The sequence below is a fragment of the Paraburkholderia sp. EG286B genome (genome assembly GCF_040965655.1).
Classification (GTDB): domain Bacteria; phylum Pseudomonadota; class Gammaproteobacteria; order Burkholderiales; family Burkholderiaceae; genus Paraburkholderia.
The window spans coordinates 147882-161294 of record NZ_JBFRCF010000013.1 but is presented as its reverse complement, the minus strand read 5'-3'; the positions used below and the strand labels follow the sequence as shown (position 1 = coordinate 161294).

Sequence of the window (13413 nt, the reverse complement as noted above, 5' to 3'; positions counted from 1 at the left end):
TTACTCCGGTGCTTCGACCGTGGTCACCGCCGAGGAAAACACATACCCCTCGCTGCGCAGCGTCTTGATGTAACGCGGCTCGCGCGCCTCGTCGCGCAGGCGCTGGCGCAGCCGGCTCACGAGCAGGTCGATCGAGCGGTCGAACGCGTCGGCCTGGCGGCCTTGCGTGAGGCTCAGCAACTGATCGCGCGTGAGCACGCGCTGCGGATGGTCGAGAAACACGCGCAGCAGCCGGTATTCCGCACCGCTCAGCGCGACGATCGTGCCCTCGGCGTCGAGCAGATGCCGCGCCGTCGTGTCGAGCCGCCAGTCGCCGAACGCGAGCAGTTGCGCCGCCTCGCTCACTTCCATGCCCGGCGGCAGCATGCGTGTGCGGCGCAGCACCGAGCGGATGCGGGCGAACAGTTCGCGCACGGCGAACGGCTTGGGCAGGTAGTCGTCGGCACCCATTTCGAGGCCAACGATGCGATCCGTCTCCTCATTGCGCGCAGTGAGCATCACCACGGGCACGGCGCGGAACTTGCCCGCACGCAGCTCGCGGCACAGCACGAGCCCGTCGTCGCCGGGCATCATGAGGTCGAGCACGATCAGGTCGGGCGCGCCGCCCTCCAGCACCGAGCGCATTTCGCGCCCGTTCGCGGCCAGCGACACGCGCATGCCGTTCTTTTCGAGGTAGGCCCCGACCAGTTCACGTATGCCGCGATCGTCGTCGACGATCAGGACGTGATCCATCTTTTCCGTCATTGGTGTTTTTCTCCTTGCGCGCGAGGCGTGAACGGGTTTCTGCGATGCACGAACAGTACACCGGATGCGCAATCTCCGCAGCCAGGCCGCTCGCCGCGAAGAACAGGATGGCGAGCAGGCGTTTCATGCGTCCTCCACCAGGGAAAGACTAGCACCGTCGGCAACCGACGCTTCGAGCGCGTAGACGTCCACGCCCTCGAGGCAGCCGAGATTGACGCGCCAGCGCGCCGGGTCCCTGCGCGTCTGGTGAAACGGATAAATGCCGCAGTGCCTGCAGAAATAGTGCTTCGCCACGCGCGTGTTGAACTGGTACAGCGTGAGCGCGTCTTCGCCCGTGAGGATCGTCAGTTCGCGGGCCTCGAACGGCGGGCTCATCAGCGCGCCCTTGCGGCGGCACAGGCTGCAGTTGCAACGCCCGGCCGGCTCGATCGCGGTGTGAACTTCGAACTGTACCGCACCGCAATGACAGGAACCCTTCCAGCGGGTCGTGCTCGTCGACGTGCTCATCTTGCTCTCCATTGATTTCGTTGGGTGATGGATAGCGCGCCATCCGCCGCGTACAACCTGGAACCGCCCCGCCCGATTCGGGACGACAATGACCGCTAGCGCCCATCCGGCGCGACGCATATCGACCTGAAATGGCCGGCGATGACCACAGCCGGGCCAGCCACAAACCGGCATTGTTTATGCTCGCAAGCTGATAGCGAGCGAAACGCAGAGAACGGCTCCAGGAGGTCCCCATGAAATGTCTGCGCATCTATGCCGACGCCCAGGGCGAGTCCCATTTCGAGGACATCGATATCCCGCTCACGCCGCTCGAGCTCTTTCCCAACATCCCGCCCATTTACCTCTCGACGTGGGAGCCGGCAAAGGCGGTGCGCTTCGGCTGGGTGCCGGCCGGCCTCAAGGAGGCGGACTGGCACACCACGCCGGTTCGTCAGTTCGTGATCTGGATGACCGGCTGGGTCGAGTTCGAAACGAGCGACGGCGACACGCGCCACTGCGAGCCGGGCACGGTCGTGCTGTGCGAAGACACCATTGGCAAGGGCCATCGCTCGCGCCACCCCGAGGAAGGCCAGTTCAACGTGTTCATTCCGCTCGCCTGAGCAACCGCTTGACCCGCACGACCGGGCGCTCGTGGCGCGCCGCCCTTCACGCCTCCGCGCCGCCCAGCACGAGCCGCCCTTCCAGCCCGCCTTCGGGCCGGTTGCGCAGCGTGAGTTCAGCGCCCATCGCCACGGCGAGCTGGCGCGAGATCGCGAGGCCCAGGCCCGTGCCGCCCGTGCCCCGGTTGCGCGAGGTTTCGAGCCGGTAGAACGGCTCGAACACCTTTTCGAGCGCTTCCTCGGGAATGCCGGGGCCGCTGTCGAGCACCGAGATCGTGACGGTCTTGTCCTGCGGCGACGCGCTCACCTCGATGGCCGCCGTGCTCCCATACTTCAGCGCGTTATCGACGAGATTGCCGACGATGCGGCGCAGCGCCTGCACGCGCGTGACGATCGCCACGTTCAGGCGGCGCTCGAAGGTCACGGGCGAGCCCGCATCCACGTAGTCGCATACGAGGCTGTCGAGCAGCGCATCGAGGTCGACGCGGGCGGGCGCTTCGCCGGTGCCGTGCAGCGTACGCGCGTAGGCCACGCCCTCCTTCACCAGCTGCTCCATCTCGTGCAGGTCCTGGGCGAGCTTGCCCGCCTGCGCTTCGTCGTCCATCTGGTCCACGCGCAGCCGCATGCGCGTGATCGGCGTCTGCAGATCGTGGGAGATGGCCGCCAGAATCTGCATGCGCTCGGCCACGTGCGCCGAGATGCGCTGCTGCATCGCGTTGAACGCGCGCGCCGCACGCGCCACTTCGGAAGGCCCTTCTTCCTCCAGACGCTCCGCCTTCAGGTCCGGACCGAGCGCGTCGGCCACGCGCGCGAGTTCGTGCAGCGGCCGCGTGGCGGTGCGCACCGCGAACCAGCAGCATGCCGCCAGCACGACGAGCTGGGCGACGAGCACGGCCGGCAGCCAGCCCGACAGGGGCAGCGCGGGACCCGGACGGTAGTCGATGGTGAGCGGCGAGCCATCCGACAGTCGCAGGTGGATCTGCAGGCGTTCGTGCTTGCCGGGCACCGAATTGGTCGTGAGCGCGTACTTGTCGCCGAGGCCCGCCGCGATGGCCGAGGCCACGTCCTTCGAGCGGCTCGCTTCGGGCGGCTCGCCCGGCGTGCCGGGACCGAGGATGAAGCTATAGGTACGCCGCGCGAGTTGCGGCAGCCACGCGGCGCGTTCGGCCGCGGGCAGATGGTCGAGCAGCGCCACGGAGATGGCGACTTCGCGCGAGATGTAATTGGTCATCATGTTCGCGGTGGCGTCGTTGCGCTCGGTCATCGTGAGCTTGAACGACAGCCCCTGCGCGAGCGCGAGGCCGACGCAAAGGATCAGGGCGAGGCGCGCGAACAGCGTGCGCGGCCAGTGCAGCGCGCTCATTGCCGCGCCGCCCGCTAAAACCAGCGGTGTGCGGCGGGCCGCAAGTCCATCGGCGTGCATGTTCGGACTCCGTGTGCAGGGAATGATGCGTTTATACCCCATGCCGCGACAGGCTTTGTATCTCACTGTATCGGCGCGGGCGCGGGACACAATACATTGCAGGCTTGTTCGTTTCAGCGCGTCCTTTCACGTTTGCGGCTTGCGCTGCGGTGCGGCATCGGCCCATTCGCGCACGGCCTGCGCGAACAGGCGCAGCGCCGCGGGCGGATGCCGATTGGCCGGATAGTAAAGGCAGAGCCCGGAAAACACCGGCCCCCACTCGGGCAGCAGGTGGACGAGCCGCCCGGCGGCCACATGCTCAGCCACGAGCGTTTCCGGCACCCAGGCCACGCCCACCCCCGCGAGCGCCGCCTCGACCATCAGGTTGAGGTTGCCGAGCGTGAGCGGGCCGTCCACGTCGATGCTGGCGCTCTTGCCGCGATGCGCGAAATCCCAGCGGAACAGCGCACCGCTCTCGAAGCGAAAGCGGATGCAGCGGTGCTGCTCGAGGTCGTGCGGCGCGCGCGGCGGCGCATGCTGCGCCAGATAGTCGGGCGAGGCCACCGCGCCAAAGCGCATGTCCTGCGTGAAGCGCACGGCGATCATGTCGCGCGGCACGTCTTCGAGCACGCGCACACCGGCGTCGAATCCGCCCGCCACGATGTCCACGAGCCGCGAGTCCGCCACGAACTCCACGCGGATGTCCGGATAGCGGGCGAGGAACCCCGGCAGGACATGGCGAATGAGGGGGCGCGCGCCCGATTCCGAGGCGCTGATGCGGATCGATCCCGAAGGCCGGTTGCTCGCGGTCGCGACGTCGTTGACGGCGTCTTCGAGATCGGCCATGGCGGGCCGCACGCGGCTGAGCAGTTGCTCGCCCGCCTCGGTCAGCGCCACGGAGCGTGTGGTGCGGTTCAGGAGGCGCACGCCGAGCTTCGCCTCCAGGTTGCGCACGGTATGGCTCAGCGCGGAAGGCGAAACGCCCAGCACGCCCGCGGCGCCGCTGAAGCTGCGCTGCTCGGCGATCGTCACGAAGGCCGTCAATTCGGATAAGCCGGTGCGCACCATTTGTGAATTTTCCTCAATACCCCATGCAAGTTTAGCGGGATTGTTGAGCGCCCTGCAGCAACCTACACTCGATCGGGTAGAAGGCGGGGCCCACGCGAACGGAGCGCCGCTCATTTCAGTTCACGCAAACAGGAGCAAGACATGCAAAAGCGCACACTCGGCAAGAACGGCCTGGAAGTTTCCGCGTTGGGCCTTGGCTGCATGGGCTTAAGCTTCGGCTACGGCCCCGCCACCGAAAAGAACGACGCGATCCGCCTGATCCGCACGGCGTTCGAGCGCGGCGTCACGTTCTTCGACACGGCCGAGGTCTACGGGCCCTTCGTCAACGAAGAACTGGTTGGCGAGGCGCTCGCGCCGATTCGCGATCAGGTGGTGATCGCCACGAAGTTCGGCTTTCAGGACGGCGACTCGAAGAAGCCCATGGACAGCCGCCCCGAGCGCATCCGCGCCGTGGCCGAAGCGTCGCTCAAGCGCCTGAAGACCGACCGCATCGACCTGTTCTATCAGCACCGCGTCGATCCGAACGTGCCGATGGAAGACGTGGCCGGCACGGTCAAGGACCTGATCCGCGAGGGCAAGATCAAGCACTTCGGCCTTTCCGAAGCGGGCGAGCAGTCCATCCGCCGCGCCCACGCCGTGCAGCCCGTCGCGGCGCTGCAGAGCGAATATTCGCTCTGGTGGCGCGAGCCGGAGCACAAGGTGATGCCGGTTCTGGAGGAGCTGGGCATCGGCTTCGTACCGTTCAGCCCGCTCGGCAAGGGCTTTCTGACCGGCGCGATCGACGAGCGCACGTCGTTCGACCAAAGCGACTTCCGCGCCATGGTGCCGCGCTTTACCGAGGAGAACCGCAAGGCGAACGCGGGGCTGGTCGACGTGCTCGGCCGCCTCGCCGACGGCAAAGGCGCGACGCGCGCGCAGATCGCGCTGGCCTGGCTGCTCGCGCAAAAGCCGTGGATCGTGCCGATTCCTGGCACCACGAAGCTTGCGCGGCTCGACGAGAACGTGGGCGCGGCCAGTGTAGAGTTGAGCGCGGGCGATCTCGCCGCCATCGAAGCGGCGCTCAACGAGATCCAGGTCGCGGGCGACCGCTATCCGGCGCAGTGGCAGCAGCGCGTGGACCGCTAAGCCTGCGCGCGCGCGGCCAGCTCACACCCACAACCGGTACATCCAGAACGCCTCGTCCTCGACATAGCGCTGCGCGAAGTCGGCGGGCGAGAAGCCCGTCATGCGGCGGGTCGTGCGGCTCGAGTGCGCCTGATCCGCGAAGCCTTCGGCCTGGGCGAACGCCGCCCAGTCGAAGGCCTGACCGTTGGCGAAGCGCTCCGTGGCCGCGAACTACGCGCCCTCGGCCTTCACGAGCGAGTGCCACTCGCGCAGCGAACGGCGCGCATCGCACGTGCCGTGTCGTGAAGCACCATCTTTTTGCACCATCTTTACGGGCTTCGTTCTACGCTGTACGGAGGCGATCACGGGATCGGTCTCCGCGCTTCCGTGCGTAGGCGGTAACGCTGAGCCCCATTCTCGTCGTCGATGCCAGCCATCCCGGCATGTTCAGAAGACCTGGCCGCTGCGCGCAACACCCGTTACGCGGCCGCATTGAGGCGCCGGTTCTCCTACTCCAAAGCCGAATCATTCATGATCGCAACAGAAGAACACGACGAATGGCTCAGCCTGGATCCGTCCGAAATGGTCCGGCTCCAGATCCGGCGGTTCGACATCCATCGCGATTCATCGGAACTGATCGCGAAGCTGCTTCGCAGCGCCGTCTCGAGCCTCGACAGGAAAGAGGAAATTAGCCGCTACTACGTGAGTCGCGAATCCGGCCGGCGGCGAAGCGCGAAAGCAGAGGCGTGCTTTATCGCCGCGTGCAACGGTCAGCTCGTGGGAACGCTGACCATCGAAGCAACCAACCCCTCCTCACCGTGCCGCCACTACCGGCGCCAGGACGTGGCAACGATTCACCGGTACGGCGTCGATCCGAGTTGGCAACACCTGGGCATTGGCCGGGCATTACTGTCGTTTGCCAATCGGTGGGCAGCAGCCCTGGGCTATGCGCAACTGGCTCTCGATACGCCGGTTGCCGCGGGTGGTCTTCTCGACTTCTACCACACGCTAGGGTTCAGGCTCGTCGATACGGTCCACTTCCCCGGTTGCCCCGATGACAGCGCCGTACTCAGTCGTCCTACCCTAATTGGCTGGCGGCACGCACCTGCGACGCACGCTAACCGTCGCTTGCAGAACGACCGATAACGCCTATATGGAGCGGCACTGAATTCACTATCCTGTGAACGCCTTTACGCTCTTTTTACTTGCCGCAAAAAGATAGCGCATTAAAATATTGCGGTAATCCAATACGGAGATGTTCCATGAACATCCGATGTCCTCGTCCCCCTGGTTGTTCCTTGCCTGACTGACACGACGTCTGAGCCTTCTCCTCAAGCCACCGTCTTGCCAGCAGGCGAACGGTGCGCGTCCCGGCAGCATTTCCGCACGACCCTCATTGTCATCTGAACACCGCGATTGCGGTTGATCAGCCGTCGGCTCGTACCCGATCGGTTCGCACGTCAATGCAATGCGGAAAGCACCCTAATCCTGTTCGGCCATTCGCCGAGTGGATATCAACAGCAGTCGATTCAGGAGTTTTCCATGTTTGAAATGAACAAGAACTACACACGCGAATTCATCCACCAGGTCTGTGGCGGCAACAAGCAGGCATTTCTTCCCATGAAGAACGGCAAGGTCGTCGCCGCCTGTTTGCGGACGGACCTCAATCCACAAGCGCCGGATGTCATCATCTGCAACAGCAGTGCTTCTGCGTATGCGGCGGGGCGAACGCTGTCGGGACAACGCGACGCCATCCCCGTATTCATCAAGACGGACACTGACGCCTACCGGTTTGCGGGCCTGTATGCGCCGGACGAGTCCTTCGTCACGCCGCTTTCGTGCGCGCCGTATGTGCAAAACTGTGGATTGACGTCCGCGCAGGTTTCGCGCGTTATCAAGATGCAACGCCGTTAAAGCAAGGCACCTGACAAAACCGAAGCCCCCCGTTGACGCAGGTCTCGGGGGTTCGCGCTGCTCAGTCGGGTTTATATTCGCGAGCGAGCCAGAACGCACTCAGAGATCGGTGGCCGCCAGTGTGATGCGCTCGTTGACGAGTAGAGGATATCGATGCTCGATTACACGAACGAGCCTCGATTTATTGAGTGCAAATGCCAGCATGAGTTGTTTCGGGGACTCGTCCGTCGCACCCAGCTTTTCACAAAGCACCTCGCAAGGGAGTGAATAGGCGCAATATCCCCACCCAAACCGGTAGGCCGAAAACCATACGGACGAGTCCGCGGCCAGGATGGGCTCAGTGAGTTGAGCAGTTGGCTGAATCATGGTTGTTGTACCTCCCACGCAAGCGTCGTTACTAAAATTGCGCCGCCGCTTCGGATGCCGGACTACGCGGTTGGACGGGGAATGCCGTCTTGATCACGCTTACGCGATCGGCCACGCGCCGCGGGTAGTCTTTAGCGCCACCACTATAGCGCAGAAGCGCGTCGTGAACGTCCCCATCGGACGCCTCGATGTAGCCGTGCAGGATCGACGACCCGATGCTGACGTTGGTGCCCGCGTCGGTCAGATCGGAAGCACGAAGCACGATGTCCCTGTGCTGCGACGGCAGGATCTGCATGAGCCCCCTGGCGCCGGCGACGCTCACGGCGAAGCGGTCGAAATTCGATTCGACGGCGATGACGGCGAGCAGCAGAATCGGCGAGATCGTGTCGCGTCGTGCAGCTTGCAGCACCGCCTCGCCGATTTTCAGCGCATCGTGCAGGCCGATATGAAACCGCAGGTTCAACATCGTCGCGATGTCTTCGGCTGTCGGTATGCCCTGTGGGACGGCGTCATAGGCGGGCTCGGTCGGCACAACGACCGATGCGTCGGCGCCATAGGTCATGCCGTTGAACGAACCCCCCACCAGGAGCGCCGCCAGAACGAGCGCGCGAAGGCCACGCGAACGAGCGCCTTGCCGATCACCGGGATTGTTGTTCATTTGCGTTAGCGCTTTACTTGTCAAACTCCTTGAAAGGCTACGCCGGTCGACCGAACAATTTCAGAAAAAGGTGGCGCTCTTACGAAAAATTTGCGTAAACACGCGTGGGCAGAGCGCGGGGACCGCTCAATGCGAAATGCTCTCCAGCGACTTGCCGAGCGTGCGGGGACCCATCAGGCCGATGGACACCATCACGAGCGCCATCGCCCCCGCGATGAAAACGAACACGCCTGTCACGCCGAACGCCTTGAGCGTAAACGCAATGGCGAAGGAACTGAAAACCGCCGAGAGCCGGCTCCACGAATAGACGAAGCCCACGGCGCGCGCGCGAATGGCCGTGGGGTAAAGCTCCTGCTGGTAGGTGTGATAGGTGAACGAAATGATGTTGCCGGCGAGCGTCAGCAGCACGCCGAGCGTCACGATCGCGACCGCCGCCGACGCCTGGCTGAACAACAGACCGCTCACGATATTGATCGCCGCCATGCCGACGATCACATGCTTGCGCTCGAAGCGGTCGGCAATCCAGTAGCCGAGCAGCGGACCCAGCGGCGCAGCGAGACCGATTACCGTGGTGTACATGAGGCTCGACGTGACCGTAATGCCCTGCTTCACGAGCAGCGTGGGCACCCAGTTCGCAAAGCCGTAAAAGCCCACCGTCTGGAAGATATGGAAGACGATGAGCATGACGGTGCGTTTGCCGTATGGCGGCTTCCACATGTCCGCGAATCCCGCTTTGCGCGGCACCGGGTCGGCCGGGCCTACCGCAGGCAGCGGTGCACCATATTGCCGCGCCACCTTTGCTTCGAGGTCCGCCAATACCGCTGCGGCTTCTTCGGTGCGGCCTTGACTCGCGAGCCAACGCGGACTCTCGGGCAGATTGCGCCGGAAGTACCAGACAAAGAGCGCGCTAATGCCGCCCAGCAGCATGACCCAACGCCAGCCATCGAGCCCCAGCGGCGCACGCGGCACCAGCAGCCACGAAAGAAACGCCACGACCGGCACCGCCGAAAAGCCGATCGCCTGGCACACGGCGAACGCCCTGCCGCGCAGGTGTTTGGGCGCAAGCTCGGAGAGGTAGGTGCCGATCGTCACGAGTTCGACGCCGATGCCCAGTCCCGAAACGAAACGCCAGAGGTTCAGGCCGCTCGCCGTATCCTGGAAGGCCATGACCGTGTTCGCCGCGACGTACCACAGCAGCGACCACGTGAAGATGGCGCGCCGCCCGAAGCGGTCCGCGAGGAAGCCGCACGCGGCCGTGCCGATGAAGAGCCCGCAAAACAGAGCGGCAATGAAGCTCGCCACGCCCGAAGTGCCGAAGAGGCCCGGCGTGGTCGAAGTGAGAATGCCGCTCTTGACCAGACCCGGTGCGACATACCCGGTGAAGAGTAGATCGTACAGTTCGAAGAAGAACCCGAGGCTGAGCAGCAAGATCAGCTTCCATACCGCGCGCGTGGCCGGAAGCCGGTCGAGACGGGCCGATATCGCGCCGTACTGCGCGCTGCCGTCGGCAACCGTGTTCGCATCGGCGGGTGCTCCATGGTCAGCGGCCCGCAGATTCGCCGCGCCCTCCAGAATGGCCATGTCTGTCTCCAATGTAGTAGTTGGCATCAATTGTTCGTGGCACGTGGCTTACGGATATCGCGCTTTCAATTCGTCAAATGAAGCGATCTCTCCCGCGAGCGCGCTCGCCGCGACTGTCGGCGGGCTCGCGAGCCACACACGGCCAGGCCCCGAGCGCCCCGGGAAATTGCGGTTGATCGCGCTGATCGTGACCTGGCCCGCGTCGACGGAAACCCCCGGTCCGCAATTGGCGCACGCACCGCATGAGGGTTGCAGCAGTATGGCGCCCACCTGCTCGAAGGCCGCGATATAGCCGCGCCGCACGCAATAGTCGCGCACGTCGGACGTGCCGAATTGCAGGTAGAGCTTCACGTCTGCGGGCACGCGTAGGCCGCGCGCCGCTGCCCACGCCAGCACGTCGTGGTAGTGGTCGAAGTCTTCGCGCTTGCCCGCCGTGCACGAGCCGCCATAGGCGATGTCGATGCGCGGCCTCGCTTCGAGTTCATGCAGTGCGATGCCGTTGCCGGGGTCGCCAGGCGCGGCGAGCATGGGCGAGACGTGAGCGCAGTCGATGTCGATGACTTCGGCATACACAGCGTCCGGGTCGCTGCGCATCCACGGCTCGATGGCGAATTCGATGCCGCGCCGCTCGCGCAAAAAACGCACGGTTTCTTCATCGGGCGCGACGATGCCCGTGAAGCCACCCAGTTCCGCCGTCATGTTCGTGAGCGTCGCGCGCTCGTCAGTGCTCAATCGCGCGATCGCGGAGCCGGCGAACTCGAACACTTTTCCCACGCCCGCGCCGGCGCGAATGCTGGGCTGCGCGAGCAGGTGCAGCACGAGGTCTTTCGCCGTCACGCCCGCGGGAACAGGACCGTGAAAATTCACGCGCAGCGACTGCGGCACCGTCATGCGCACCGCGCCCGTCACGAACGCATTCGCCATGTCGGTGGTACCCACGCCGAACGCCAGACACCCGAGCGCACCGCTATGCGGCGTATGCGAATCGGTACCGACGACGACCTGCCCCGGCAGGGCATAGCGTTCAGCCATCATCGCGTGCGAAATGCCTTCGGAGCCTTCGCGGATGCCGCCGTCCAGCTCGCTCAAATAGCCGTGAATGCGCAAACCGTAGTCGTGCGCGAATTGCCGGTGCGCCGCCGAAAGCTCGCGCACATCGGGCAATAGTCCATCGCGCACATGCAGCTCGCTCTTATGCGCATACGAAAGATGGTCTTCGAACGCGAGTAGGGTTTCGGGATCGTGCAGCGAGAGCGGCTTGCCGAACGCGGCATGCAGCATGTGCGCTGCCATGCCCGTGTAGTACTCGTGGATGAAACGCCAGTCCGCACGCACGAAAACGCCCGCGCCCGGCGTGAGCGATTCGCCCGTGCGCTCCGTGCGCAAGACATGGCGCGCGAGGATTTTCAGTGCGAACGTAAACGGCGGGTTCTGTGCTCGATGCGTGGCATGCGCAATCTGCCGCATGGATTGCGCGCCGTATCTCAACAATCCGCCGCCGCGCAGAATCGACGCCGCGAGGCCGTCGCGAGAGGCAACCAGCTCTTCGATGTCGACCGGTTCGCCGCGCTGGATGCGCTCGATCAGCCCGAAGTCGGTCGACGTGAACAGGCCGATGTTGTCGGCGTTCTGTCGATAAATGCGCTCGAAACTGCGCGCGATGACGAGCCGGATGCCCGCACGGAATTCGGCCAGCGGGCTGTGCTCGCGCGACGATCCCTTGCCGTAGCGATTGCCGGCCACGGTCACGCTGAATCCGCCATTTCGTACGGAATCCATACCAACAGGATTGCGCCCGCCGGCCTGAAAGCCAAGGTAGGGTACGCGGCCGAGGCGCTCGTCGAAGCGCGTGAGCACGCTCATCGGCGTGATCTCGTCGGTCGAGACGTCGTCTCTCAAGGCGTCCGGCGTGACGCCTTGCAGATCGGCGCCGTTCAATTGCCGCTCGACCTGCTCCGGGTCATTGCAAAGAAACAGTACGCGCCCAGTCAATTCCAGTGTTGCCATCCAATTTCTCCTTGAGGGGAAATCTTGACGGCGCCGGGCGGCGCGATGAAGTGCTCGATCGGCAAAGGGGGCATCGCCGTTCGCGATGCCCTCGTTAACCCTCGCGCTGGACGAGCGTGTCGATCAAGGCTTGCACGGCCCGCAGGCGCGGCGACTTGCGCAACGCGTGCAGGTGCAGACTGCGGCTCGTCGCCCAGGGCTCGTCGAGCGGCCGGCGCACGAAGCCCTGCGAGCCCGCGAAGGCCGAGGCCGCACTGGTCGGCACGATGCCGATGCCGAGCCGCGCCTCGACCATGCGGCATTGGGCGTCGAAGCTGTTGACCGTCACCGGAATCTTGAGCGGCACGCGCGCAGCGGCGGCGCGCTCCTTGAGGATCTGGTCGAGAGAGCCGCCCGCCTGCAGGGCCACGAGCGGAAAGCGCAGCACGTCCTTGAACGTGAGTGCGGACATGGCGGCCAGCTCGTGTTCGGGCGGCAGCACGACCATGAGCGGGTCGTCGGCGAAGCGCCACGAATCCAGCCCGCCAGGAATCCTGGCGCTCGCGGAAATCCCCACGTCCGCGCGATCTTCCATGCAGGCCCGCACGACCTCGTCGCTGATCTGTTCGGTCAGGGCGATCTGCACAAGGGGGTAACGCGCCTGAAAGACCTTGAGCCGCTCCGGCAGAAAACCAACGATGGCGGACGCGTTGGCGAACAGGCGCACCACACCCGCCACCTCGCCGCTGAGCGACTGGACTTCGCGCGCCAGCGACTGCAACTGGTCGTGCACCGCCACCGCGCGCGAAAACGCGTGACGGCCCGCCTCGGTCAACTCGACGCCCGACGACGAGCGAATGAGCAAGGGCAGCCCCATCGCCGCTTCCAGATCCGCCATGCGGCGGCTCAGAGCCGAAGGCGCGATGTGATTGCGGCTGGCCGCTCGCGCAATGGAGCCTTCCTCCACCACCGAAATGAACAGCTCGAGGCTATAGGGATCGATTCGCATGGCCGCAATAATATCAGCAGAGTCAATTAACGTCCGACCCGAATAAATCAGAAAGGAAATTAAAAGGGAAATATAGACCAAAGAATTAATTACGTTCGCGCACTTCAGACCATCCCAGAACTGCCGATATTGCGGGCAATAGCAGGCGAAACACGCAATTCATGCAGTAAGCATTACCTCATTGATTTGATGTAATTAATACCTTGCTATTGGCGGAAATTGACTAAGTTTCGGTAATTGAAACTGGAGACAATTCGTGTGACATTTTGTTACGTCTGATTTTCACATGCCAGGGGGAATTATCGGTAATATCCGCCGCGCATCTGACTTCAAGCAGTGACTTCGTAATCTTCGTCCGAAAAAATTGCGCACGTCTCCCCTCCTTCAGGGATCCAGCGCAGGGTCGAAATTCCCGACGAGGCAGCCGTAGCGAGGGCGCAATATTTACCCGCGCGAAAGCAATAGACAGATACGC

General features: G+C 64.2%; 13 protein-coding genes and 1 pseudogene. 4 read left to right on the top strand and 10 right to left on the bottom strand.

The genetic code is table 11. The features are described from left to right. From AB4Y42_RS26955 to AB4Y42_RS26945, 3 genes are read right to left on the bottom strand one after another with little or no spacing between them, the layout of a single operon-like run. A complete protein-coding gene (locus AB4Y42_RS26955) occupies window positions 1–744 on the bottom strand; it encodes a response regulator (RefSeq protein ID WP_069266943.1) in 744 nt (247 codons plus the stop codon). Continuing rightward, complete coding sequence (locus AB4Y42_RS26950; protein WP_368695863.1) at window positions 689–871, bottom strand: hypothetical protein; 183 nt, start codon at window positions 869–871, stop codon at window positions 689–691. Before AB4Y42_RS26950 ends, AB4Y42_RS26955 begins: the two co-directional genes overlap by 56 nt. Next, on the bottom strand, window positions 868–1251 hold the full coding sequence (locus AB4Y42_RS26945) for a GFA family protein (protein ID WP_368695862.1): 384 nt from the start codon (window positions 1249–1251) through the stop codon (window positions 868–870). Before AB4Y42_RS26945 ends, AB4Y42_RS26950 begins: the two co-directional genes overlap by 4 nt. Before the next feature lie 233 nt (window positions 1252–1484). On the opposite strand from AB4Y42_RS26945, the gene AB4Y42_RS26940 reads away from it, so the two are divergent. Further along, on the top strand, window positions 1485–1850 hold the full coding sequence (locus tag AB4Y42_RS26940) for a hypothetical protein (protein WP_133181087.1): 366 nt from the start codon (window positions 1485–1487) through the stop codon (window positions 1848–1850). 46 nt (window positions 1851–1896) lie between these two features. Here AB4Y42_RS26940 and AB4Y42_RS26935 read toward each other — a convergent pair whose 3' ends face one another. Both AB4Y42_RS26935 and AB4Y42_RS26930 read right to left on the bottom strand, forming a co-directional pair. Further along, on the bottom strand, window positions 1897–3213 hold the full coding sequence (locus tag AB4Y42_RS26935; protein WP_368687474.1) for an ATP-binding protein: 1317 nt from the start codon (window positions 3211–3213) through the stop codon (window positions 1897–1899). A gap of 186 nt (window positions 3214–3399) precedes the next feature. Continuing rightward, entirely contained in the window at window positions 3400–4320 is a 921-nt protein-coding gene (locus tag AB4Y42_RS26930) for a LysR family transcriptional regulator (protein ID WP_368687214.1), read from the bottom strand. A gap of 141 nt (window positions 4321–4461) precedes the next feature. On the opposite strand from AB4Y42_RS26930, the gene AB4Y42_RS26925 reads away from it, so the two are divergent. Continuing rightward, window positions 4462–5445: an aldo/keto reductase gene (locus tag AB4Y42_RS26925; protein ID WP_368695861.1), complete on the top strand. Its 984-nt coding sequence runs from the start codon at window positions 4462–4464 to the stop codon at window positions 5443–5445. A 21-nt stretch (window positions 5446–5466) separates the two neighbouring features. Here AB4Y42_RS26925 and AB4Y42_RS26920 read toward each other — a convergent pair. After that, window positions 5467–5703 (bottom strand): annotated as a pseudogene (locus AB4Y42_RS26920) (AraC family transcriptional regulator); the annotation flags it as partial. A 252-nt stretch (window positions 5704–5955) separates the two neighbouring features. Here AB4Y42_RS26920 and AB4Y42_RS26915 point away from each other — a divergent pair. Then, window positions 5956–6570, top strand: a complete 615-nt coding sequence (locus AB4Y42_RS26915) for a GNAT family N-acetyltransferase (protein WP_368695860.1) — start codon at window positions 5956–5958, stop codon at window positions 6568–6570. A 396-nt stretch (window positions 6571–6966) separates the two neighbouring features. Beyond that, entirely contained in the window at window positions 6967–7338 is a 372-nt protein-coding gene (locus AB4Y42_RS26910) for a hypothetical protein (RefSeq protein WP_368695859.1), read from the top strand. 397 nt (window positions 7339–7735) lie between these two features. Here the strand turns inward: AB4Y42_RS26910 and AB4Y42_RS26905 are convergent, their stop codons facing one another. The 4 genes from AB4Y42_RS26905 to AB4Y42_RS26890 all read right to left on the bottom strand — a co-directional run bounded on the left by AB4Y42_RS26905 (window position 7736) and on the right by AB4Y42_RS26890 (window position 12938). Further along, window positions 7736–8362 (bottom strand): lytic transglycosylase domain-containing protein, encoded by a 627-nt coding sequence (locus AB4Y42_RS26905; RefSeq protein WP_368687219.1) that lies wholly within the window; start codon window positions 8360–8362, stop codon window positions 7736–7738. Between the two features lie 126 nt (window positions 8363–8488). Continuing rightward, complete coding sequence (locus AB4Y42_RS26900; protein WP_368695858.1) at window positions 8489–9943, bottom strand: MFS transporter; 1455 nt, start codon at window positions 9941–9943, stop codon at window positions 8489–8491. Window positions 9944–9991: 48 nt separating this feature from the next. Next, the gene (locus AB4Y42_RS26895; protein ID WP_368695857.1) at window positions 9992–11950 is read right to left on the bottom strand and encodes an aconitase family protein; all 1959 of its coding nucleotides are present in this window, start codon (window positions 11948–11950) and stop codon (window positions 9992–9994) included. 94 nt (window positions 11951–12044) lie between these two features. After that, on the bottom strand, window positions 12045–12938 hold the full coding sequence (locus tag AB4Y42_RS26890; protein WP_368695856.1) for a LysR family transcriptional regulator: 894 nt from the start codon (window positions 12936–12938) through the stop codon (window positions 12045–12047). Between the last annotated feature and the right edge of the window lie 475 nt (window positions 12939–13413).